Origin of the sequence: Nesterenkonia cremea, assembly GCF_014642675.1 — a bacterium.
Lineage (GTDB): Bacteria > Actinomycetota > Actinomycetes > Actinomycetales > Micrococcaceae > Nesterenkonia > Nesterenkonia cremea.
The window spans coordinates 157,046-180,048 of the sequence record NZ_BMIS01000002.1 but is presented as its reverse complement, the minus strand read 5'-3'; the positions used below and the strand labels follow the sequence as shown (position 1 = coordinate 180,048).

The 23,003-nt window shown below is 67.5% G+C and carries 21 protein-coding genes, 4 tRNA genes and 1 riboswitch; of the genes, 4 read left to right on the top strand and 21 right to left on the bottom strand.

Translation table 11 applies throughout. The features are described from left to right. Positions 1-160 precede the first annotated feature (160 nt). From lgt to IEW85_RS03000, 21 genes are all read right to left on the bottom strand, one after another. The gene (lgt, locus tag IEW85_RS03100; RefSeq protein WP_188682668.1) at positions 161-1,162 is read right to left on the bottom strand and encodes a prolipoprotein diacylglyceryl transferase; all 1,002 of its coding nucleotides are present in this window, start codon (positions 1,160-1,162) and stop codon (positions 161-163) included. A gap of 23 nt (positions 1,163-1,185) precedes the next feature. Continuing rightward, positions 1,186-1,290, bottom strand: a complete 105-nt coding sequence (locus tag IEW85_RS03095) for a methionine/alanine import family NSS transporter small subunit (protein ID WP_188682667.1) — start codon at positions 1,288-1,290, stop codon at positions 1,186-1,188. Then, a complete protein-coding gene (locus IEW85_RS03090) occupies positions 1,290-2,843 on the bottom strand; it encodes a sodium-dependent transporter (protein WP_188682666.1) in 1,554 nt (517 codons plus the stop codon). The genes IEW85_RS03095 and IEW85_RS03090 overlap by 1 nt, the downstream gene beginning before the upstream one ends. Further along, positions 2,840-3,616 (bottom strand): tryptophan synthase subunit alpha, encoded by a 777-nt coding sequence (gene trpA / locus IEW85_RS03085; protein ID WP_188682665.1) that lies wholly within the window; start codon positions 3,614-3,616, stop codon positions 2,840-2,842. The genes IEW85_RS03090 and trpA overlap by 4 nt, the downstream gene beginning before the upstream one ends. Then, complete coding sequence (trpB, locus tag IEW85_RS03080) at positions 3,613-4,902, bottom strand: tryptophan synthase subunit beta (protein ID WP_188682664.1); 1,290 nt, start codon at positions 4,900-4,902, stop codon at positions 3,613-3,615. Before trpB ends, trpA begins: the two co-directional genes overlap by 4 nt. Positions 4,903-4,913: 11 nt before the next feature. Further along, positions 4,914-5,720 carry an indole-3-glycerol phosphate synthase TrpC gene (trpC, locus tag IEW85_RS03075; protein ID WP_188682663.1) on the bottom strand — a complete coding sequence of 269 codons (807 nt, stop codon included), beginning with the start codon at positions 5,718-5,720 and terminating at the stop codon, positions 4,914-4,916. A 7-nt stretch (positions 5,721-5,727) separates the two neighbouring features. Further along, on the bottom strand, positions 5,728-6,105 hold the full coding sequence (locus IEW85_RS03070; RefSeq protein ID WP_188682662.1) for an HGxxPAAW family protein: 378 nt from the start codon (positions 6,103-6,105) through the stop codon (positions 5,728-5,730). A gap of 58 nt (positions 6,106-6,163) precedes the next feature. Further along, a complete protein-coding gene (locus IEW85_RS03065) occupies positions 6,164-6,766 on the bottom strand; it encodes a Trp biosynthesis-associated membrane protein (protein ID WP_188682661.1) in 603 nt (200 codons plus the stop codon). Continuing rightward, the gene (locus IEW85_RS03060) at positions 6,766-8,358 is read right to left on the bottom strand and encodes a chorismate-binding protein (RefSeq protein ID WP_188682660.1); all 1,593 of its coding nucleotides are present in this window, start codon (positions 8,356-8,358) and stop codon (positions 6,766-6,768) included. The genes IEW85_RS03065 and IEW85_RS03060 overlap by 1 nt, the downstream gene beginning before the upstream one ends. Then, the gene (hisI, locus tag IEW85_RS03055) at positions 8,358-8,729 is read right to left on the bottom strand and encodes a phosphoribosyl-AMP cyclohydrolase (protein ID WP_373286540.1); all 372 of its coding nucleotides are present in this window, start codon (positions 8,727-8,729) and stop codon (positions 8,358-8,360) included. Before hisI ends, IEW85_RS03060 begins: the two co-directional genes overlap by 1 nt. Continuing rightward, on the bottom strand, positions 8,729-9,499 hold the full coding sequence (hisF, locus tag IEW85_RS03050; protein ID WP_188682659.1) for an imidazole glycerol phosphate synthase subunit HisF: 771 nt from the start codon (positions 9,497-9,499) through the stop codon (positions 8,729-8,731). Before hisF ends, hisI begins: the two co-directional genes overlap by 1 nt. A gap of 11 nt (positions 9,500-9,510) precedes the next feature. Further along, a complete protein-coding gene (gene hisG, locus IEW85_RS03045) occupies positions 9,511-10,374 on the bottom strand; it encodes an ATP phosphoribosyltransferase (protein ID WP_188682658.1) in 864 nt (287 codons plus the stop codon). A gap of 12 nt (positions 10,375-10,386) precedes the next feature. Next, positions 10,387-10,650 (bottom strand): phosphoribosyl-ATP diphosphatase, encoded by a 264-nt coding sequence (locus tag IEW85_RS03040; RefSeq protein WP_188682657.1) that lies wholly within the window; start codon positions 10,648-10,650, stop codon positions 10,387-10,389. A 53-nt stretch (positions 10,651-10,703) separates the two neighbouring features. Beyond that, on the bottom strand, positions 10,704-11,204 hold the full coding sequence (gene ribH, locus IEW85_RS03035) for a 6,7-dimethyl-8-ribityllumazine synthase (protein ID WP_188682656.1): 501 nt from the start codon (positions 11,202-11,204) through the stop codon (positions 10,704-10,706). Then, positions 11,201-13,204, bottom strand: a complete 2,004-nt coding sequence (gene ribB / locus IEW85_RS03030) for a 3,4-dihydroxy-2-butanone-4-phosphate synthase (protein ID WP_188682655.1) — start codon at positions 13,202-13,204, stop codon at positions 11,201-11,203. Before ribB ends, ribH begins: the two co-directional genes overlap by 4 nt. 2 nt (positions 13,205-13,206) lie before the next feature. Next, positions 13,207-14,319, bottom strand: coding sequence for a bifunctional diaminohydroxyphosphoribosylaminopyrimidine deaminase/5-amino-6-(5-phosphoribosylamino)uracil reductase RibD (ribD, locus tag IEW85_RS03025; RefSeq protein ID WP_188682654.1), 1,113 nt, complete (start codon positions 14,317-14,319; stop codon positions 13,207-13,209). Next, a complete protein-coding gene (pnuC, locus tag IEW85_RS03020) occupies positions 14,316-15,038 on the bottom strand; it encodes a nicotinamide riboside transporter PnuC (RefSeq protein WP_188682653.1) in 723 nt (240 codons plus the stop codon). The genes ribD and pnuC overlap by 4 nt, the downstream gene beginning before the upstream one ends. A 94-nt stretch (positions 15,039-15,132) precedes the next feature. After that, positions 15,133-15,275: riboswitch (FMN riboswitch) on the bottom strand. A gap of 107 nt (positions 15,276-15,382) precedes the next feature. Next, positions 15,383-15,456, bottom strand: a tRNA-Gly gene (locus IEW85_RS03015). A 23-nt stretch (positions 15,457-15,479) separates the two neighbouring features. Beyond that, a tRNA-Val gene (locus IEW85_RS03010) sits at positions 15,480-15,551 on the bottom strand. Between the two features lie 52 nt (positions 15,552-15,603). Continuing rightward, positions 15,604-15,674 (bottom strand) — tRNA-Cys (locus IEW85_RS03005). Between the two features lie 33 nt (positions 15,675-15,707). Beyond that, positions 15,708-15,781: transfer RNA gene (locus tag IEW85_RS03000), tRNA-Gly, on the bottom strand. A gap of 190 nt (positions 15,782-15,971) precedes the next feature. Between IEW85_RS03000 and IEW85_RS02995 the strand changes: the two genes are divergently transcribed. The 4 genes from IEW85_RS02995 (at position 15,972) to IEW85_RS02980 (ending at position 22,987) form a co-directional block, all read left to right on the top strand. Continuing rightward, positions 15,972-18,041 (top strand): site-specific DNA-methyltransferase, encoded by a 2,070-nt coding sequence (locus IEW85_RS02995; protein WP_188682652.1) that lies wholly within the window; start codon positions 15,972-15,974, stop codon positions 18,039-18,041. Then, positions 18,038-20,632 (top strand): DEAD/DEAH box helicase, encoded by a 2,595-nt coding sequence (locus IEW85_RS02990; protein ID WP_188682651.1) that lies wholly within the window; start codon positions 18,038-18,040, stop codon positions 20,630-20,632. Before IEW85_RS02995 ends, IEW85_RS02990 begins: the two co-directional genes overlap by 4 nt. A gap of 57 nt (positions 20,633-20,689) precedes the next feature. Beyond that, a complete protein-coding gene (locus IEW85_RS02985) occupies positions 20,690-21,553 on the top strand; it encodes a PD-(D/E)XK nuclease family protein (RefSeq protein WP_188682650.1) in 864 nt (287 codons plus the stop codon). Positions 21,554-21,625: 72 nt separating this feature from the next. Beyond that, entirely contained in the window at positions 21,626-22,987 is a 1,362-nt protein-coding gene (locus tag IEW85_RS02980; protein WP_188682649.1) for an HNH endonuclease signature motif containing protein, read from the top strand. Positions 22,988-23,003: the final 16 nt, after the last annotated feature.

The window sequence follows — 23,003 nt, the reverse complement described above, 5'->3', positions numbered from 1 at the left end:
TTCCTCCGCATGCGAACGGCGATGGGGAGGGGACGACGGTGGGTGCGACTCCCTCAAGTCTTCGGAGCATTCGGGCACGGGTCTAGCCCAGTCTACGCTTCCTTGCGGCTCCTGATCAGATTTATCCTCCTCGCCCGGGACGGGTGAGGCAAATCGAATCTCAGGATGTGGAAGATGATGAAGAGGTCTCGGAGTCATCGTCAGAGCCCTCTTCCTCCTCCTCGCCCACGTCCTCGGTCTCGGAGTCGTCGGACTTCTTCTCCTCCTCGGTGAGGTAGATGCGCAGCTCCTCCTGCAGCTCCTCATCGGTGCGCGGACGCTGGGACCACAGGCGAGCCAGCATGACCATCGCGATGAGGAAGACCACGAGCATGATGATCTGGTTCAGACGCCAGTCGATGCCGAACTCGCTCAGCGGGAACTGCGTGGACTTGGCCAGCTCGTCGTAGCGCAGGCTCTCGATCCAGAAGCGGCCCAGCGCGTAGTAGGCCACATAGGACCAGGTGAGCAGGCCGGTCTTGAACTGGAAGCGCTGGAACAGCCACAGCAGGACGGCGACGCCGATCAGGTTCCAGGCGAACTCGTAGAAGAAGGTCGGGTGGAAGGCGGTCTCGGAGCCCGCCCCCAGCGGCAGCGGCTGGTGGCGCTGGGAGGTGTCGATGACCAGGCCCCAGGGCAGGGTGGTCGGGGCGCCGTAGAGCTCCTGGTTGAACCAGTTGCCCCAGCGGCCGATGGCCTGGGCCAGCAGCACGCCGGGCACCAGCACATCGGTGAAGGCGCCGAAGCGGATGCCGTAGCGGCGGCAGGCGATCCAGACGCCGAGGGCGCCGAAGATCACCGCGCCGATGATGCTCAGGCCGCCGTTCCAGACCTCGGGGATCCGGGAGATCTCTCCCTCGGGGCCGAAGTACGCGTCCGGCGAGGTGATCACGTGGTACAGCCGCGCACCGAGGAAGCCCAGCAGGACTGCCCAGATGGTGGCGTCGAAGACGTTCTCCTTGGTACCCCCGCGGGACTCCCAGAGCCTGCCGGCCAACCAGACCGCCAGAGCCGCACCGATGAGGATGCAGACGGCATAGAAGGAGATGCTCAACGGTCCGAAGACGTCGACGCCGTCGGTGGGTGGTGCAGGGAAGCCAGCAGTGATCATGGCCGTCAACATATCAGTTCCTCCCGGAGGGTTTCTCAGGATTCGTCAGGGTTCCGAGCCAGGTGCACGATCGCTCCGATCAGCCCTCCCCAGACAGTCACCAGAGCCACGATCATCATGATGACGGCAGCAGCATCCATCAGGCGGCCTCCTCAGTCTCGGGGTTCTCCAGGTGCATGGCTGAGCTGGTGTTCCAGCGCAGCAGGCTCATGCCCACGGCCAGCACGAGCATCAGCGCCAGGGCGCCCCAGCCGAAGGTGCCCAGCACCCAGCTGTCATAGCCCTCATAGCCGTTCTGGACCTTGTCCTGCACATCCAGGATCAGCAGGTAGCCCAGGACCACCGGCAGCACGACGCCGATCAGGGCCTTCCACACCGGGCCCACACGGAAGGAGCCGTAGGCGTTGAGTCCCTCGGCCAGCACATCCATGCGGCGGAACACCCAGGTCACCAGGAAGACGGCCACCAGGGCGGCGCTGACGATGCCGATGTTGTTGGAGAATGCGTCCACCACATCCAGGATGGTCAGTCCGGAGACGCCGCCGATCAGCGTCACCGAGACCACGGCGGCGGAGCCGCCGGCCACGGCCACTGCCAGCGGGCGGGACCAGCCGGTCTTGTCCTTCACCGAGGAGACCACGACCTCCATGATGGAGATCAGCGAGGTCAGTCCGGCGATGGCCAGGGAGCCGAAGAAGAGCACGCCCAGCAGGGCCGAGGCCGGGGCCTCGGCGATGATGGTCGGGAAGGCGATGAAGGCCAGGCCCAGCCCGGACTCCGCCACCTCGTCCAGCGGAGCGCCTGCGGCCAGGAAGCCCAGGGCGGCGAAGACGCCGATGGCGGCCAGCAGCTCGAAGGAGGAGTTGGAGAAGCCCACCACCAGACCGGAGCCCGAGGCATTGGACCTCTTCTTCAGGTAGGAGGCGTAGGTGATCATGATGCCGAAGCCCACCGACAGGCTGAAGAAGATCTGGCCGTAGGCCTGGATCCACACGGTCGGGTCCGACAGGGCGGACCACTCCGGGGTGAACAGCGCGTTGAGGCCGTCCACCGCACCCTCCAGGGTCAGCGAGTAGCCCACCAGCAGCACGAACATGAGCAGAAGCACCGGCAGGCCGATGAGTGAGATCCGGGTGATGCCCTTGCGCACACCTGCGGCCAGCGCGGCCAGCAGGATCAGCCAGACCACGATGAGCGGCCAGCCCACCTGGGCCACGAAGTCCACCGAGATTCCGGTCCCGGCGGTGCCGCCCTCGTCGTACTGGAGGTATTCGCCGAAGAAGAAGCCGGCGGCGTCGTCGCCCCAGGCCTGGGTCAGTGAGAACCAGGTGTACATGGCGGCCCAGGCCACGATGGCGGCGTAGTAGATGGCGATCAGGAAGCAGATGCCCACCTGGAACCAGCCGATGGCCTCAGCCTTGGGGTGCAGCCGTTTGAAGGCCAGCGGGGGAGATCCCCGGAAGCGGTAGCCGATCGCATAGTCGAAGAGCAGGATCGGCAGACCCGCAGTCAGCAGCGCCACCAGATACGGGATCAGGAAGGCGCCGCCGCCGTTCTCATAGGTGACGTAGGGGAAGCGCCAGATGTTGCCCAGGCCGACGGCTGACCCGACGGCCACCACGATGAAGGCGGTCCGCCCCGTGAAGCTCTCCCGCAGTCGGGGGCGCTGCGGGGCTGATGCCTCCTGGCTCATGAAGACCTCCCGGTCAGTTCGGCCGTCAGCGTGCCCACTGCCTCAGGGCCGCCGTCGCGCAGCGCGGCCACCAGTGCGGATCCCACGATGACACCGTCGGCGTAGCGCCCGATCTCCTCGACATGCTCACGGGTGGAGACGCCCAGGCCCACGCACACGCGCTCCGCGCCTGCGGCCTTGGTGCCTTCGACCACGCGCTCGGCGGCGTCGGAGACAGCGGCGCGCTTACCCGTCACGCCCATCAGCGAGACCCCGTAGACGAAGCCCCGGGAGTCTGCGGCGATGCGATGCAGACGCTGCGGCGAGGAGGTGGGGGCGGCCAGGAAGATGCGGTCCAGACCGTACTTCTCCGTGGCGGCCATCCAGTCGGCGGCCTCATCCGGGATGAGGTCCGGGGTGATGGCTCCCGCTCCCCCGGCCTCGGCCAGGCTGCGCGCGAACTCCTCAGCACCCATGCGGTCGATCAGGTTGTAGTAGATCATCACGACGACGGCGGCCTCAGTCCGCTCGGTGACCTGGCGGACCACCTCGAAGAGCTCCGCGATGCGGAAGCCGTTGCCCAGCGCCTCCGTGGTGGCCTGCTGGATGACCGGGCCGTCCATGACCGGGTCCGAGTAGGGAGCACCGATCTCGATGATGTCCGCGCCGTTCTCCGCCAGCTGCACGGCGGCCTCCACACTGGTGGCCAGATCGGGATAGCAGGCGGGCAGGTAGCCGATGAAGGCGCGGCGGCCCTCGGCCTTGGCCCGGTCGATAGCGTCAGCGGTCTTCAACTCTGCACTCCTGTCTGCGGTGCCTCGGCGGCCTGGGCCGCGGACTCGTCCTGCTCGGGGGCGTCATCCTGCCCGGGGAGCATCTGGAACCACCGTGCGGCGGTCTCCACGTCCTTGTCCCCGCGGCCGGAGAGGCTGACCATGATGGTCTTATCGGCACCCTCGGCGCCCCAGGAGGCGGACAGCCGTGCTGCACCGGCCAGGGCGTGGGAGGACTCGATGGCCGGGATGATGCCCTCGGTGCGGCAGAGCTGCTCGAAAGCGGTCATGCATTCGGCGTCGGTGACGGGCTCATAGGTCACACGGCCGGCGTCGGCCAGGTAGGCGTGCTCAGGCCCCACCGAGGGGTAGTCCAGTCCAGCCGAGATGGAGTGGGAGTCCACCGTCTGGCCGTCCGCGTCCTGCATCAGGTAGGAGCGTGCACCGTGCAGCACCCCGGAGCGGCCCAGTGTGATGGCCGAGGCATGACGTTCGGTCTCGATGCCGTCGCCGCCGGCCTCATAGCCGTAGATGGCCACGGACTCGTCGTCCAGGAAGCCGTGGAACAGGCCGATGGCGTTGGAGCCGCCGCCCACGCAGGCGGACACGGCGTCGGGAAGCCTCCCGGTCAGTTCGAGGATCTGCTCACGGGCCTCCTCGCCGATGACCTGGTGGAAGTAGCGGACCATCTCAGGGAAGGGATGCGGCCCGGCCACAGTGCCCAGGACGTAGTGGGTGTTATCCACGCTGGCCACCCAATCGCGCAGGGCCTCGTTGATGGCGTCCTTCAGCGTCTTCGCGCCGTGCTCCACCGGGATGACCTCGGCGCCGAGCAGACGCATCCGCGCCACGTTCAGCGCCTGGCGGCGGGTGTCGGCACCGCCCATGTAGACCACGCACTCCATGCCCATCAGGGCGGCGGCGGTGGCAGTGGCCACGCCGTGCTGGCCGGCGCCGGTCTCGGCGATCAGCCGGGTCTTACCCATCCGGCGGGCCAGCAGAGCCTGGCCCAGCACGTTGTTGATCTTATGGGAGCCGGTGTGGTTGAGGTCCTCGCGCTTGAGGAAGATGCGCGCACCGTCCTCGCGGCCCGAGACCTCCGCAGCGAAGCGCGGCACCTCGGTCAGCAGGGAGGGCCGTCCGGTGTAGTCCCGGGACAACGCCTGGAACTCCTCGGCGAAGACCGGATCGGCCTTGGCCTTGCGGAAGGTCTCCTCGAGCTCGTCGAGGGCGGCCACCAGGGACTCGGGCATCCATCGCCCGCCGTAGTCGCCGAAGTAGGGTCCCTCATGCTCGCGGTACGTCATCTGTGTCTCCTTCAGCGGGTGAGGCTCGCCGCGCGGAAGCGACGGAGCGCCTCGGCCGGTTCGCCGTCCTTGACCAGGGCTTCGCCGACCAGCACGGCGTCGGCGCCCTGTCGGGCATAGTCGGCGACCACGCCGGGGCCGTCCACGCCGGACTCGGCGATGCGCACAGCCTCGGCGGGCAGGTGACGCGCCATCGCCTCATAGTGGGCGACGTCCACGTCGAGAGTCTTGAGGTTGCGCACGTTGACCCCGACGATCTTCGCCTCGGCGGCCACGGCGCGCTCGATCTCCTCTTCGGTGTGCGCCTCCACCAGGGCGTTCATGCCCAGGTCGTGGGTCAGCGCGAGGAAGTCGCGCAGCTGGGCGTCGTCCAGCGCGGCGACGATCAGCAGCACCAGATCAGCCCCGTAGGCCCGGGCCTCATGGAACTGGTACTCCTCCACCATGAAGTCCTTGCGCAGCACCGGGATGTCCACGGCGGCGCGCACGGCGGCGAGATCGGCCAGGGATCCGCGGAAGCGGCGGCGCTCGGTGAGCACGCTGATCACCGACGCCCCGCCCTGCTCATAGGCCTGGGCCAGCTCGGTCGGATCCGGGATGTCTGCCAGCTCGCCCTTCGAGGGCGAGGAGCGCTTGACCTCGGAGATGATCCGCACACCGGAGGCGTCCTCGCGGCCTCCCTTGAGCGCGGAGTAGGCGTCCAGGGCCGGTGCGGTCGCAGCCGCCCGCGCGGTGATCTCGGTCAGCGGGGTGTCCGCCTTCCGAGCAGAGAGGTCCTCGCGGACCCCTTCGATGATGGAGTCGAGAACTGTGGCCATCTGGGGATCAGTCGGTGGAGGCGGCCGGACGGCGCTTCTCCACACCGCCGCGGGTGTTGTCCGGGGTGGCCGGCCCCTGGTGGCGGCGCGGGTCCTCACCACGCGTGAGCACAGCCTTGGCGTCCATCTCCACGCCCAGGCCCATCTTCTTCATGACGATGCCGAGGATGATGCCCACCGGCATCAGGGCGAAGCCGACGCCGGCCACGATCCAGTCAGGGATGATGAAGCCGACTCCGGCGATCACTGAGCCCAGGACGATCGTCAGGCTCAACGTCCAGGCGGCGGGAGTCGAGCCGTGACCGATGTGGTCATGGTGGATGAACTCATCATCGACGGACTGCTGCTCGACGTCGCGGACTGTGCGCTGGTCAGTGGTGGTCATCGAATCCCTCTCGGTGAAGTGTGTTCCGCGTCTATTCTGCCAGATATGAGCTGCGGCTCTAGCTCGGAGCGCTGCGGTCGGTGGGGTCGTCTCCGGCGCTCAGGCCGTCCCACAGGTCGAACTCATCCGGGTCCTCCTCGGCCGAGGCCGCGGCGGCGCCCGAGGCGTCCCGATCGTATTTCTTCGAGGCCGCGGAGTCCTTCCAGCGGGAGGACCCCAGCAGCACCAGAAGACCGGTGCCGACCAGGATCACACCTCCGGCCATGGCCAGCCACACCACGCCGGCGATCTCATAGGAGGCCGCCTGCTCCGTGGTCCCGGTGACCTCGCCCAGAGCCTCCACGGCGCGCTCCTCGGGGGCGGCGACCACACTGCTGATGGTGATCAGCGAGAAGACGCCTGCGGCGATCAGCAGACCGGCGATGACATGGCGCAGCACCTTCCGCGCGATGGTCAGCGCCAGCGCACCGGCCAGGCCCACCAAGGCCATGGCGGTGACCGTATCGGCCACGTCGGTGCCGGAGATCTCCACGTGTTGGGTATCGCTGAGGTCGTCGACCCCACCGGCGGTGATCCAGGTCTGGGTGGTGGCGATCATCAGCAGCGCACCGCCCAGGATCGCCAGCAGCACCACGTTGCGACGGGTGAGTGCTCGTGCCATCAGCCCTCCTCGAGCCGGTCGGCGGCAAGCACCGCGCGCAGCGGCGCGGCGGCTTTGTTCACAGTCTCCAGACGTTCGGCGTCGTCGTCGGAGTCGGCCACGATCCCGCCGCCGGACTGCACATAGGCGCGTCCGTCCTTCAGCACGGCGGAGCGGATCGCGATGGCGGCATCCATCCGGCCGGAGAGGTCGAAGTAGCCGACCACTCCCCCGTAGATGCCGCGGCGCTGGGGCTCCCATTCGTCCAGCAGCTGCAGGGCACGCGGCTTGGGCGCGCCGGAGAGCGTGCCGGCGGGGAAGGTCGCGGCCAGCACGTCATAGGCGCTGGAGCTCTCGGCCACCACGCCCTGGACATGGCTGGTCAGGTGCATGACGTGGGAGAAGCGCTCCACCGCCATGAACTGGGTGACCTGCACGGAGCCGGGCTCGCAGACCTTGGCAAGGTCGTTGCGCGCCAGGTCCACCAGCATGATGTGCTCGGCCCGCTCCTTCTGGTCGGCCAGAAGATCCTCGGCCAGCTCCTGGTCGTGGACCGGAGTCTTGCCGCGCGGCCGAGTCCCGGCGATCGGATGGGTCACCGCAATCCGCTCTCCCCCGGGCTGCTCGTCCACGGTGACCAGAGCCTCGGGAGAGGCACCCACCAGCTGGTAGGGCTCGCCGCGCTCCTGACCCTCGGCGGGTGGAGTCTCGAAGTGGAAGAGGTACATATAGGGGCTCGGGTTCAACAGCCGCAGCATCCGGTAGACGCTCAGGGCATCCACCTGGGTCTCGACCTCGAAGCGGCGGGAGACCACGATCTGGAAGACCTCGCCGTCCACGATGGCGTGCTTGGCCTTCCCCAGCGTCGCCAGGTATTCACCCTCATCCCAGGTGTGCTGCACCCGGTCCGTCAGGTCCTGCTCCACTGCGGCGGCCCAGCCCTGCTCGGCGGAGGCCAGGCCGGGATCCACCGGCTCACAGAGCTTCATCCGCATGGAGTCCAGTCGGGCCACAGCATCGGCATAGGCGGCCTCGACCCCGGTGTCCCGGCCGTCGCGGTTGATCGCATTGGCCACCAGGGTCACAGTGCCGTTGCGGTTGTCGTGGATGACCAGATCGCCCACCAGGTTCATCGCCATCTCGGGCAGACCCAGATCGTCCTGGGGCGGGTTGGGCAGACGCTCCCAATGACGGACGGTCTCCCAGCCGGCATAGCCGATCAGTCCGGAGGTCAGATGCGGCAGCTCCTCGTGGAAGGGCCGACTGCCCAGAAACTCCAGGCTGTCGCGCAGCACCTCAGCCGTGGTCCCCTCCTGGGGCAGCCCGGCAGGAACCTCGCCCAGCCAGTGGGCGCGGCCCTCGGACTCGGTGAGCGTGGCCAGAGAGTTCACCCCGATGAAGGAGTGCCGCGACCAGCCCGCGCCGGGGGCGGCGGACTCCATCAGGAAGCTGCCCGGACGCGGCCGACCCTCATCCATGGCCAGCGAGCGGTAGATGCTCAGCGGCGCATGTCCGTCAGCCAGCAGCGTCATGCTGACCGGGATGACCTTATGGGAGCTCGCCAGCTCGGCGAACTCCTGCGCAGAAGGGGTGATGGTTCCGAAGCGCCGCATCAGGAGGCCTCCCCCAGGGTCAGTTCCCGGCCGCTGAAGCAGGTGGGCGCGCCGGTGTGGCAGGCGGGTCCCTGCTGCTCCACACGCAGCAGGATGGTATCGCCGTCGCAGTCCAGGGCCACGCTGGCCACACGCTGGGTGTTGCCGCTGGTGGCTCCCTTGCGCCAGAGCTCCTGGCGCGAACGCGACCAGTAGGTCCCCTCGCGGGTGGCCAGAGTCGCGGCCAGAGCCTCCTCGTTCATCCAGGCCATCATCAGGACCTCGCCGGTTCCGGCGTCCTGCGCGATGGCCGGCACCAGGCCGGAGGTGTCCATCCGCAGCCGGCTGCGGATGTCCTCGTCCAAGGTATAGGTCTCAGCGTCCAGGGGGATCACCTCACGGGGTATCCGACAGAGCGGATGGCGTCTTTGACCCGGGTGATCATATCCACCGGGCCGAAGTGGAACATGCTGGCGGCCAGAACGGCGTCGGCGCCCGCCTCGATGACCGGCGGGAAGTGCTCAGGCTTCCCCGCACCGCCGGAGGCGATGATCGGCACTGAGGTGACCTTCCGGACATCGGAGATCATCTCGGTGTCGAAGCCGTCCTGGGTGCCATCGGCGTCGATGGAGTTCAGCAGGATCTCCCCGACGCCGCGCTCGGAGGCTTCGCGGCACCAGGCCACGGCATCCATGCCCGTGCCCTTCCGGCCGCCGTGGGTGGTCACCTCATAGCCGGAGGCCACCGAAGAGTCCTCGGTGCGCCGGGCGTCCAGGGAGAGGACCAGGACCTGATTGCCGAAGCGGTTGACGATCTCGTCGATCACCTGCGGACGGCCCACGGCGGCGGTGTTGATGGAGGCCTTATCCGCCCCCGACTTCAGCAGCCGGTCCACATCGGCCTCGGTGCGGACTCCCCCACCCACGGTCAGCGGGATGAAGACCTCCTGGGCGGTCTGGGTGACCACGTCATAGGTGGTCTCCCGGGCCGAGCTGGAGGCGGTGACGTCGAGGAAGGTGAGCTCGTCGGCGCCTGCACTGTTGTACCGGTGCGCCAGCTCCACCGGGTCGCCGGCGTCGCGGAGATTCTCGAAGTTGACACCTTTGACCACACGGCCGGCGTCGACGTCCAGACAGGGGATGACTCGGATGGCAAGACTCATCGTGCGCCGCCTCAGACCCGGGAAGCCTTGATGGAGGTGACCAGGATGGCGCGGGCGCCCAGCTCGTAGAGCTCGTCCATGAGCTGGTTGGTCTTCTTGGCCGGGACCATGGAGCGCACGGCCACCCAATTCTCATCGGCCAGCGAGGAGATGGTGGGCGACTCCAGGCCGGGGGTCACAGCGGTGACCGCGTCCAGGTCGGTTCGGCGGACGTCGTACTCCATCATCACGTAGTGCCGGGCGGTCAGCACGCCCTGCAGACGGCGGATCAGCCGGTCGGCGCCGTTCTGGTCGCCGACCGAGGAGCGCTCACCGGTGGCAGAGATCAGAATGGCCTCGGACTCCAGGATCGGAGTGCCGAAGGTCTCCATGCCGGCGGCCTTGAGTGTGTTGCCGGTCTCCACGACGTCAGCGATGGCGTCGGCCACGCCCAGGCGCACCGCAGACTCCACGGCGCCGTCGAGGTGGACCACCTCCACGGGGATCTGCTGCTGGGCGAACCAGCCCTCCAGCAGCCCGTCATAGGTGGTGGCGATCCGCTTGCCCGCCAGGTCCTGCTCCGAGGTGAAGCGGCCCTGCGGGGCGGCCAGACGGAAGGTGGCCCGGCCGAAGCCCAGCCCCATGACCTCCTCGGCCCCGGTGGTCACCTGGGCGTCGTCGAAGAGGTCGCGACCGGTGATGCCCAGGTCGATGATGCCCTGGCCCACATAGATCGCCACGTCCTTGGGACGCAGATAGAAGAACTCGACGCCGTTCTCCTCGTCCACCAGGACGAGCTCCTTGCGGTCACGGCGCTGGAGGTATCCCGCCTCTTTGAGGATCTCCATGGCGGCCTCGGACAGGGCGCCCTTATTCGGCACAGCTACGCGCAGCATGTTCATCTTTCTCTACAGATAGCGATAGACGTCTTCGGGCTTGAGCCCCTTGGCCAGCATCATGACCTGCAGATGGTAGAGCAGCTGGGAGATCTCCTCCGCGGCCTCAGCATCCGACTCGTATTCGCAGGCCATCCAGACCTCGGCCGCCTCTTCGACGACCTTCTTGCCGATGTGATGGACTCCGGCGTCCAATGCTGCGACGGTTCGGGAGCCTTCCGGACGTTCGGCGGCCTTGGCGGCGAGTTCGGCATAGAGCTGATCGAAGGTCTTCACGTCCCCAGACTACGCCGAACACCCGTTCCCCCGCGATTTGGGTCAGCGGGCTCTCACGCGTCGAGACGCGTGATCTCCACGGCGGCGGCCACGGCTGCGTGAGCGGCCTCATAGCCCTTGTCCTCCTTGGAGCCCTCGAGCCCGGCCCGGTCCAGCGCCTGCTGGTCATCGTCACAGGTCAGCAGGCCGAATCCGACCGGGGTGCCGCTCTCCACCGAGACCCGGGTCAGCCCGTCGGTGGCCGCGGAGCAGACGTAGTCGAAATGCGGGGTTCCGCCGCGGATGACCACGCCCAGGGCGATGACCGCGTCATGGGTCTGGGCGGCGTGGGAGGCCAGCACCGGCAGCTCGAAGCTGCCGGGTGCCTGCAGGGTGGTGTATTCGGTGACGCCGATGGCGTTCAGGAAGCGCTGGGCTCCTGCGGTCAGCCCACCCATGACCTCGGTGTGCCAGCGGGAGGCCACCACGGCCACCCGCAGGCCCAGGGTCTGGGCGGATTCGGTCAGCTCGGCGATCTCCTGGGCGGGGATCTCAGGTGTTCCGGTCCTGCTCATAGTCTCTGGTGCTCTCCTTGTTCGTCGTGGGCGTCGGTGAGTCCGAGGTGGTCCAGCAGATGGTTCATGCGGTCGCGCTTGGTCTCCAGATAGCGGCGGTTGGCCTCATGGACCACGCCGGTGGAGGGGACCTGTTCGACGTCGAGCCCGGCCTCGCGCAGCACGCGCACCTTCTCCGGGTTGTTGGTCAGCAGCTGCAGGCGGGTGATCCCTGCCCCGTGCAGGATGGCCGCAGCTCCGGTGAAGTCGCGCTGCTCGGCGGGCAGGCCCAGCATCTCGTTGGCCTCCACAGTGTCCGCACCCTGCTCCTGCAGGTGGTAGGCCCGCATCTTGTCCGCCAGGCCGATCCCGCGGCCCTCATGGCCGCGCAGGTACAACAGGTGGCCGCCGTCACGCTGGATGGACTCCAAGGCTGAGATCAGCTGGGTCCCACAGTCGCAGCGCTGGGAGCCGAAGACGTCTCCGGTGGCGCATTCGGAGTGCATGCGGATCAGCGGGCGGCTGACCTGGCCGTTCTGCTGAGGGTGGTGCCCCTGGGCAGAGATGAGCATGTGCTCGTGGCCGGTGCTGTGCTCCGTCCAGACCTGGGCGGCGAAGGTCCCGTAGTCGGTGGGCAGCGTGACCACCGGACCGGCGTCCACCAGGTCCCCGCGGGTCAGCGCCTCAGCGTCCACCGGCACCGGAGCCTCCTCCGGGATCGGGGTGCCGCCGCGACGGCGGATCAGGTCCTCGATGGAGATCAGCGCCAGGCCGTGCTCATCGGCGAACTCGCGCAGCGCGGGCAGACGCATCATCTCGCCGTCGTCATGGGTCAGCTCCGCGATGATCCCGACGGCGGGCGCCCCGGCCAGCACGCAGAGGTCCACGGCCGCCTCGGTATGGCCGGCCCGCCCCAGCACACCCTCGGCATGAGCGATGAGCGGGAAGACGTGGCCCGGGCGAGTCAGGTCATCAGGGACGGATGCCGAGGAGGCCAGCAGCTGGGCGGTGAGCGCCCGGTCCGCCGCGCTGATCCCGGTGGTGATCTGCCGGTGGCGGGAGGCGTCGGCGTCGCAGCTGATGGTGTAGGCGGTGCCCTTGGGATCCTCGTTGTCGGTGACCATGGGCGGCAGCTGCAGATAGGCGGCGCGCTCAGCGCTCATCGGAGCGCAGAGCACGCCCGAGCTGTGCCGAATGGTGAAGGCCATGAGCTCCTGGGTGGAGGCCGAAGCCGGGAAGATGATGTCGCCCTCATTCTCCCGGTCGGCGTCGTCCACCACGACGACGGGTCGCCCCGCGGCCAGCTGCTCCAGGGCCAGGTCCACCGGATCCAGCACCGGGGCCGGGGTCTCGGGCTGAGCGATGGCCGGCAGCCGGGAGGAGCCGGCGTCGGGCTGTTGGAAGCCGAGCATGCGGCGGGTGTACTTCGCCAGCACATCCACCTCCAGGTTCACCGGGCCGCCGAGCTCCAGACGGCCCAGCGTGGTCTCGGCCAGCGTGGTGGGGATCAGGCCCACTTCGAACCACGGCTCAGCGGCCTCAGGCCCGCTCACCGCGGTGACGGTCAGCGAGACGCCGTCCACGGCGATGGAGCCCTTCTCCGCGAGATAGGGTGCGAGCTCCGAGCTGAGGCTGAAGCGGTGGCGGCCGTCGGCCGGGTCCCGCTCGATGAGACGGCCCAGACCGTCCACATGGCCCTGGACCACATGGCCGTCCAGCCGCGCGCCGGAGGGCAGGCAGCGCTCCAGGTTCACCGCATGGCCGATGTCCAGCGCGCCCAATGAGGTCCGCCGCAGCGTCTCCTGGATGAGCTCCACCGAGATCTCCTCGAGGTTGTGGTCCAGTTCCACGGCGCTGACACAGACGCCGTTGACCGCGATGGAGCCGCCCAGCTCCAGGCCCTGCAGATGGCCGGGGGCGCTGAAGGTCAGGCGCTCCACGCCCGACTCGGCGCCGGTGTGATCCTGCCGGGGGCGGCGCTGCAGCACAGTGCCGAGTCCGGTGACGATTCCGGTGAACATGATCAGTGACTGGTCTCCTTCTGCGGCGCAGAGGCGCTGCTCGGCTGAAGATGGGTGCAGACATCGGCCTCCATGAGCTGCACCGGTCCGCCGTCGGCGGGGTCCAGCTCATAGCGGGGAGCATGCTGCAGCGTGGTGACGCCGATGTCGGCGATGCTGGAGCGTCCGGTACCCAGGATGATGGGCGCCTGATACGCAAAGATCTCGTCCACCAGGTCAGAGGCCACGAAGGCCGAGAGCACACTCTGCCCGCCTTCGACCAGCACATGGCGCACCGGGTGGCCCTGGTGGGTGGTTGCCGCCAGGGTGCGCAGGGCCTCGAGGGGATCCCGGGTGCGCAGGTGCCTCCAGCCCTGGCCCTCGGGACTGCCGCGGCGCAGTGCGGCCTCGGCGGGGACCTCCCGCAGGCCCAGCACGCTGCGCAGCGGCTGATGCACGGTGAGGTTCCCCTGCCCGTCGCGGGCAGTCAGCCGCGGATCATCCACCAACACGGTGTTGGTGCCCACCAGGATGGCGTCCACCCGCTGGCGGACCCGGTGGCTGTGCGCCCTCGAGGTGGCGGAGGTGATCCACTGACTGGTGCCGTCGGAGGCGGCGATCTTCGCATCCAGGCTCTGCGCCAGGTGCACCGTCACAAAGGGCCTCCCCTGCTCCTGGGCCAGGCTCCAGCGGTGGTTCAGCCGCTCACAGTCCTCGGCGAGGACACCGCCGGTGACCTCGACGCCGGCCTCGGCCAGTCGGCGGCCGCCTCCCCCGGCGGCCTCGGTGGTGTCCGCGGCCCCGTAGACCAGGCGCCCGACGCCGGCGTCGAGGACGGCCTCAGTGCAGGCCGGCTGCCTGCCCTGGTGACGGCAGGGCTCCAGCGTGGAATAGAGCGTGGCCGAGGTGAGGTCCAGGTCCTGACGGGCCTCCAGCTGATTCAGGGCGTCGCGTTCGGCATGCAGACTGCCCGCCCCGCGGTGGTGGCCCACGGCGAGGATCTCGCCGTCGGCGGAGACCAGGACGGCCCCCACCAGCGGATTGGCACCGCGGGCCCCGCGCAGAGCCTCCTGCAGGGCGCGGCGCATGTGGGTCTCGTAGACGTGGTTCTGCTGAGTGGGCTGGGCGGTGCTCATCGCTGGTCCTCCGGCGCGGAGAGCGTGGGATCCAGGTGGATGGTCTCCACGCTGGGCTTGGGTTTGGCCTTCGCATTGGCGTGCCACCAGACGAAGAAGCCGATGAGGGTGAAGACGCCGTAGAAGAGGTACATGAAGGCCGAGGCGTAGTAGCCGGCCGACCACAGCAGGGGGACGCCGACGATGTCCACCGCCACCCAGATGAGCCAGAACTCCACCCAGCCCTTGGCCATGCCATAGGTGGCCAGCAGAGAGCCCACGAAGGTCCAGGCGTCGGCCCAGACCGGCTCCCAGCTGCCCAGCGAACGGAAGAGTGGGGTGAGGGCCGCTGTGCCCAGGATCATCGTGACGATCAGACCGATGCGGACCCGCCAGCTGGCCCACTCCGGGGTGATGGCGCCGCCGTCCTGGTCTGCGCTGCGCCGCCGTCGGCTCTGCGTCCAGCGGACCCAGCCGTAGATGGAGACGGCCAGGAACATGATCTGGCGTCCGGCCTGGCCGAGCAGCGAGGGGTTGTCATCCAGGCCGATGAAGGAGCCCATGAAGACGGTGAGCAGGATGAGGTTGCCGGCGATGCCCACAGGCCAGGCCCAGACCTTGCGGAACATCCCGCCCAGGGCGCAGACCAGGCCGAAGCCGTTGCCGATGACTTCGCGGAGCAGCAGGGCGCTGCCGGCGATGACGATCTCGGCTTCCAGCAGCCAGCGAAGCGTCTCCATACTGTCCGTCTCTCCTCCGGAGGTTCGAGGCTCCGGGGATGACGACGTGAGACGCCGAGGCCGATATGCGCCTCTTCACAGGGCGGATATCGGTTTTCGTGCTGCTCCCATCCAGACTGTGACTGTCGGTACCGGAGTTCCACCGGTTCAACCGAGCCGTCCCAGGGGTTCTGAGATGACTGCGGGTCGCGGACTATGACCGCCGGTTCGGACTTTCACCGACCCCGGAGCACGAAAAGTGATGCATTCCAGTGTGCCATACCCGCGGCCATCGGCGTCAGGGCAGGCGTCACGGAGAGCAAAGAAGCCCCGGCCCATATGGACCGGGGCTTCCTCTCTTGCTGAGCGGATGACGAGATTCGAACTCGCGACCCTCACCATGGCAAGGTGATGCTCTAGCCAGCTGAGCTACATCCGCGTGAAATCCGTCAAGGGATTCCGTGCGTGATACTGGGATCGAACCAGTGACCTCTTCCGTGTCAGGGAAGCGCGCTACCGCTGCGCCAATCACGCGTACTCAGTTCTTTATTCAACTGTACCGGTTCCGGCAGGCCGGAACCTTCCGAGGTGGGGACGGGAATCGAACCCGCGTATACGGCTTTGCAGGCCGCTGCCTCGCCACTCGGCCACCCCACCGGGTCTTACCTTCCGGGTTCTTCCTGTCCCGCGAGCGGATGACGAGATTCGAACTCGCGACCCTCACCATGGCAAGGTGATGCTCTAGCCAGCTGAGCTACATCCGCATATCGCCTTGGCCCTTCGGCCCTCTCGACGAGGCCCTCCGTGCCGTTTGCGACGACATGAAACTCTAACGCACCTTTTCAGCGTTCGACAAATCGAGCTCCTCAACACCCCCGAAACACTTCTGTGCGCCCGGTGCTTCAATGTATACATTGAATTCAGGCACGACACCGACGAGCACAGGGAGGGCCAGTGTCAGCAAGGACTTCAGGACGGCGTACCGCCCACACGACTGTGCTCGACGCGGCGATCGCGAAAGTCCGGGAGCGCGATCCGAACACCGCGCAGACTCTGGAGAAGGAAGTGCGCGCGCTTCGCCAGAACCGCCGCTTCGGCCTGGTCTTCGACCGGCACCTCCCCGAGCTCGTGTCCCTCCCGGAACATCCCGTCCTGCCGGGATGCCGCGTGACCCTGCGGGCCCACACCCCTGAGTCCAAGGAGGAAGTCCCCACATGGCGTGTCCAGTCGGTGGAGGGCAGCGGGTCAGAGCGCCGCGTGACCGCGCTCGGGGCCGAAGGCGAGATCACACTCTCCGCCGCAGAGCTCGTCGTGGTGCGCGAGTTCGACGAGCCCATCTATCCGGGCCTGCGATCAGTGCAGAAGATCGACCACGGCGCAGATGACGATCCGAACCATGTGGTGATCAGCGGCGAGAACCACCACGCCCTGCAGATGCTTCACCTCACGCATCGCAGCGCCGTGGACCTGATCTACATCGACCCGCCTTATAACACCGGCAATAAGGGGTGGATCTACAACGACCGCTATGTCCAGCAGGCGGATCCGTATAAGCACTCGAAATGGCTCTCCTTCATGGAGAAGCGCCTGCGTCAGGCCCGCGGACTGCTCAAGGACGCCGGGGTGATCATGGTCGCCATCGGCGACGACGAACACCACCGCCTCCGCATGCTGATGGACCAGATCTTCGGCAAGGAGAACTTCATCTCCGATGTCGTCTGGCAGGGCGGACGCAAGAATGATGCGCGCTACGTCTCCAACGGGGCCGACTACATGCTGGTCTACGCGCGACGGCTCGATGCGCTCGGGGAGCGAGAGATCCGATGGCGCGAGGAGAAGCCTGGAGTCCATGAGGTCCTCGCGCAGGGTGAGAAGGTCTGGGCCGAGCACGGTCCGGATGAGGACGCCGCCACGGCCGAGATGCGCGCATGGTTCAAGAAGCAGCCGAAGGACTCGCCGGTGCAGGCGATGGCGCGCAATGTCTATTTCCTGCCCGATGGGCGCCTATGCCGAGACACAGACATCTCATGGCCAGGCGGTGGAGGGGAGACATACGACGTCCTCCATCCTGCCACCGGAAAGCCCGTCCCGGTGCCTTCACGTGGCTGGGCCTTCAGCTCCCCTGAACGCATGCAGGAGGCCATCGACGGCGGCTGGGTGATCTTCCGCAAGGATCACACCAAGCCCATCAGCCTCAAACGGCCGCTCATCGACACCACTGGCCAGGTGGTCATGTCCGTCTTCGAGCGCCAGCGCACACATGCCGGTCGCCACGTGCAGGACGTCCTGGGCGACAAACGCTTCCCCTTCCCCAAGGACCATGAGGTCCTCATGCGGTGGATCCGACTCGCCGCGCCGCAGGATGCCGTCGTCCTCGACTTCTTCGGCGGCTCCGGTTCCACAGCGGAGGCAGTCATCCGACTCAACGCAGAGGACGGCGGCTCCCGGCAATCGATTCTGGTCACTAACAACGAGCTTTCCGATAAGGACGCGCGCAGGCTCTCGAAAGCCGGGCACCAGCCTGGCGACCCCGAGTGGGAGGACCGGGGAGTCTTCCGCTATGTGACGCGCCCCCGTCTGGCCACGGTCGTCACCGGAGAGCGCCCGGACGGCTCGCGCTATTCGGAGGGCATCCCGGCGAACCTCGAGTTCTTCGAGGTGACGTATCTCCAGGATTCCCGCGTCCGTCGGGACAAGGAGTTCAGGGTCCTGGCTCCGCTGCTGTGGCTCGGCACAGGCGCCCGAGGCAGGCGCATCGATGATCCGGCCGAACGCGGCTGGGACTGCACGGATCGCTACGCCGTGCTGGCCGACATCGATGCGGCCGAGCCCTTCCTGCAGGAGCTCAATCGCCGCGCCCAGCAGCGTGACGAGCTTCCTGAACACGTCTACGTCATCACCGGCTCCTCGGCGGAGTATGCCGCCGTCACGGTACGGCTGCCCGGCGAGCTTCGGGGAAGGACCCACCGCCTCTATGACGACTACCTGCGGCACTTCGAGAACCTGACCGGGGATGATGCATGACTTTCGAGCTGACCGACTACCAGCAGGATGCCGTGTCGCAGAGCGTTGCGCGCCTGTCCTATGCCCAGCAGGACTTCCGTCAGCGTGACGGAGAGCAGACCACCGTGGCACTGACTGCACCGACCGGCGCAGGCAAGACGGTCATCGCCACGCATGTTCTGGAACAGCTGAGGTTCGGGCAGGAGGGTGAGTCTGGGAACCCGGATCTCACCGTTCTCTGGGTCACCGATGACCCGGCTCTGAACCGCCAGACCCGCGACAAGATGCTCCTCTCCGGATCCGAGTTCGGCGAAGACGATCTCATCGAGATCGACAGCTCCTTCGACGACCCTGTTCTGCGCCGCGGCAGAGTCCATTTTGCCCACATTCAGCTCTTCGGCAGCGGGACCAGCTCCATGCGAGACTCCGACACCCGCGAACACGGGCTCTGGGAGATCATCGCCGAATCTGTCCACCAGTATCAGGAGAACCTCCTCCTGGTGATCGACGAGGCCCATAAGGGCACCGAGGGAACCGCTGCGGGCAAGGCCACCATCATCGAGAGGCTGTCCCATGGGGGCGACGCTTCCCACTTCAGCGGACATGCCCAGCCCGCGACTCCGGTGATCTATGGCATCACCGCCACCCCGGAGCGCTTCTTCCAAGGCATGAGGCGACACAGCAGGACCACTCGCGCAGTCAGAGTGCCGGCGGGTGAGGTGCGCGAGTCGGGGCTGCTCAAGGATCAGATCATCGTGCGTCACCCCGGTGACCGCCAACCAGCCGAATCCACGCTGATCGGCCAGGCCGTTCAGTCGCTGAAAGCCTCCGATGCGGCCTGGAAACGGCATGCAGAGGCCACTGGGGAGCCGCGCGTGGAGCCGCTGCTGGTCCTGCAGGTCGAGGCGGGCATCAGTGACAGCCGTGTTGCGGAGATCCTCAACACCCTGGAGTCCGAATGGGACATCCTCCAGGGGGATGCGGTGGCCCATTCCTTCGACACCCACGCTCCGGTGAAGATCTCCGGGGGCCGGGAGCTGCGCTATATCGCTCCTGATCGCATCGATCAGGACCGTCGCGTGCGTGCAGTGCTCTTCAAACAGGCTCTGACCACCGGTTGGGACTGCCCTCGAGCTGAGGTCATGCTCTCCCTGCGCAGCGCCAAGGATCCGACCTCCATCGCTCAGCTGATGGGCCGCATGGTCCGCACTCCCCTGGCCCGGCGTATCGACACCGATGAGTCGCTGAATGCGGTGACCCTCTATCTTCCGCTCTATGACAGCCACGAGGTGGCCCGTGTGGTGGCCTCACTGGACAGCAGTGAGTTCGGCGCCGAAGTGGCCGTCTCGGTGGAACCGGTGGCCTGTGTTCCGGCACTGCCCGACGAGCACCCCGTATGGGACGCCCTGCGAGCGCTGCCAACCGTCCAGAGGAGGAGCCGTTCGTGGCGCTCGGAGACCGAACGGCTCCTGCAGCTGGCACAGCTTCTCAACCAACCGACGGAGAACAGGCGTGCCATCGAGCTGCGAGCAGGGAGGCGTGCCCGCAATCATCTCATCAGCGCCGTGGCCAGGGAACGCCAGAATCATCGCGAGACCCTCGCCGAGCTCGAGGAGGAGGTCCGGACATTGGACCTCTCCGCCTCAGTGTTCGACCGCGGCGAGGACGGCGCCTTCTCCCGCGCCGTGCAGGACCCCGGCGCCCGAGTCCAGGCCTCTGCCATCGACGTGAAGCGCCAATTCGACCACGCCAAGAAGATCCTGCCCGACGGCATCGCAGAATGGTTCTTCGACCACCGCGCCGAAGAGGTCGAGGAGCACGGTGGGATCGTGGATGAGCAGCAGCTGTACAGCGAGATCGCAGCACTGACCAAGACCGAGGACATGGCTCAGATCATTGTCCGGGCGGTGGAACAGGCAGCTGCAGGACTCTTCGCTGAGTGGCAGCGCGAATACACGAATACCGTGGCCAAGGAGCTCCCTCGTGCGCAGCAGCGGGCCTTCGAGGAGATCTGGAGTGACGACGACGGCGTCATATCGACTACGCTTCATCCGCCAGAGTCCTACTCAGCGTCGACCAAGGTGATCCGCGGGAGCGGCGATCAGGCAGTCAGCGAATCGCTGCCCACCTATGCCGGCCACCTCTACCAGGCCCCCGAGGACCATCCTCTGGCAGAGCGCTTCCCCGCCAAGCTGACCTCCTGGGAAGATCGAGTGCTGGAGAAGGAGACCCAACGCGCCAACCTGGTCAGCTGGTATCGCAACCCTTCGCGCTCCCAGCATGGGCTGGCCGTACCGTATCGCCACGGCGGGCAGACCGAACTGCTCTATCCAGATTTCCTCTTCTTCTACGATGTGGGCGGAGAGATCCAACTGGACGTCGTCGAACCTCACCGGCATGTACAGGCCGATACCGGGCCGAAGTGGGCGGGGCTGGCTCGGTGGGCGCAGCAGAACAGCCAGGTGGTCCGCGGAGCCCAGGCGGTGATCGTCCTCCGCGAGGACCTGATGGCTCTGGATCTCAGCATCCCCGGAATCGAGGAGGATCTCGACGCCAGCACGGGTGAGCAGGACATCGAACGGCTCTTCCAGGAGCGCGGAAGCCGATACTGAGCTGAGCACCGGTGAGCTGACCCCTGCGCCTGCCGCCCCATGGGAGACTGGAGCGCGATGACACAGCCAGCTCTCGCACACGCCACCGAATACGGCCGGATGTACTCCCGGTCCTCCTCCTCTGCCCCCGAAGTCCCCTCAATCACCACAGTGATCGGCCAGGAGCACAAGGATCTGACCGGCTGGGCCGGCCATATGGCCGCCACCGAACTCTCCCAGGATTCGCGGTTGGCCGGGGCCGTCGGATCGGCCTCCACGCTGAAGTCGCTGGCCCGCCAGGCCTCCTCCGCCGCGGAGCGCTTCCGCGACGCCGCCGCCGAACGCGGAGACCGGGTGCACAACTACGCCGAGCAGGTTGCGCTGCGCGAGCTGGAAGAGCCACATACGGCAGATCAGGCCCGCGAAACCCTGGCCGGCCACGGCGAGACGCGATTCGCAGACCGCTTCGACGAGTGGTGGCAGCTCTACGGCGTGAAGCCGGTGGCGGCCGAGGTGACGGTATGGAACCACACAGTGGGCTACGCCGGGACGCTGGACCTGATCGCGGAGATCGGCGGGCGGCTGTGCATCCTGGACTTCAAGACCAAGGGGCTCACCCGGGACGGTCGGGCCAAGCCGCTGAGCGACTCGGTGGTCATGCAGCTGGTGGCCGGCATGCAGGCCGAGGAGCAGCTGCTGGACGCCGCCGCCGGCACCTGGGAGCCCTGGACCTACGCCGGTCAGAACCCGGTGCTGCTGGGTGTGGCGATCTCTGAGGCCGAGGTGGTGCCGCTGCAGGCCAAGCCCGAGGCGCTGAAGAGTCACTGGCACAAATTCTGGGCACTGCGACAGGTGTGGGGACATGCCCGCGTGACCAGCTCCGCCGGGCCGGCCCTGCAGCCCATCGCTCCCCCGCCGGCCCCGACTCCGATGGTGAGCTGAGGACAGACTGCTCCGCCGGAAAAGTTCTGCAGAGCCATTGAACCCTGCCTCATTCGAATGTATATTCGATTCATGGACAGGGGTATCGCACAGCTGATGGATCCGGAGACGGCGTCTCTGCGGTCGGCTGAGCGCAAGATACGCCAGGCCCAGGCGCAGCAGATCCGGCAGATCCTCACCTACGTGAGCCGCGTCGAGAACCGGAGCGCGGTCGAGGACGGCAGTTCGCACCTCACCAGCGCTCCCCTCCCACCTGGTGCTCCCGACGCCCCCGTGGAGGCTCGGCGCGCGGCCGTCCTCCACGCCGCACAGGCCCTCCAGGCCTCCGAACACTATGTGGGCGAGCTGGTTGCTGCGGCCTCCCTGGCCCAGGAGCGTCTGCCCCGGACCTGGGACAGCTTCTGCCAGGGCCGGATCGGTGTGCAGCATCTGCTGCAGATGGCGCGCAGCTCCCTGACTCTCCTCAGCCCGGAGAACGTCGCCCTGCTCGACCAGCGCGGCTGCGCCTACGCGGAGGAACATACTCCAGGAGAGCTGGCGGCCTGGTTGCGGCGCTTCATCGCAGCCAGAGAGCCCGAGGCCGCAGCCCGACGGAACCAGGAGGCCCAGCGCGAGCGCCGGGTCTCCGTCACCCACCTCGAGGACGGAGTGAGCCTTCTGACCGCCCTGCTGCCCACGGTCACCGCCGAGCAGATCCGACGCCGGCTCAACGCAGTGGCCCGCAGCCCTCAGCAGGCGATCCCCCACGATCCCTCGGTGGTCCCGGAGGCTGCTGGGGCGGAAGACCCCTCATCGACTGGGCCTGACCTTCCCGCCTCACGTGGTGCGGGCGACACCCGCACGCTGGAGCAGCGCACAGCGGACCTGCTCGCGGGCTGGCTGCTGAGCGGCCGCGGAGCCCAGGAGCGTCCCGCAGATGTGAGTGTGGGGCTCCTGGTGCCGCTGGAGACCCTCAGCGGGGATGCTGAGGCCCCTGCCCTCAGTCGCGACCGCAGCTTCACGCTGCCCGCGCAGGTGGTGCGCAGACTCCTGGGCCACTCCGGCACACGCGTCACCTGGTACGAGCTGGGAGTGCGGAACGCAGAGGCGCTGGGCTCGGACACACAGGACCCCGATGTCCTGTCGGTGAGATACCGGGGACGCTTCGTCCCGAAGATCCTGCGGGAGGCCATCCGTTTCCGGGACGGCACCTGTCAGGCCCCGGGCTGCCAGGTCCCCGCCGAGAACTGCGATATCGATCACCAGAGACCCTGGCGCGATTCCGGCAGAGACGGCGCTGGAGGCCAGACCGAGGGGCAGAACCTCTGGACGCTCTGCCGCAGACATCACCTGCTGAAGACGGCTGGCCACCTGCCGCCGCCCACGGACCGGTCCGCAGCCCCAGCCACGGGCCGACCCTCAGCCATGCCCACGGCCGTACGCGCCGCGGCATGATGAGAGAATCGTAGGC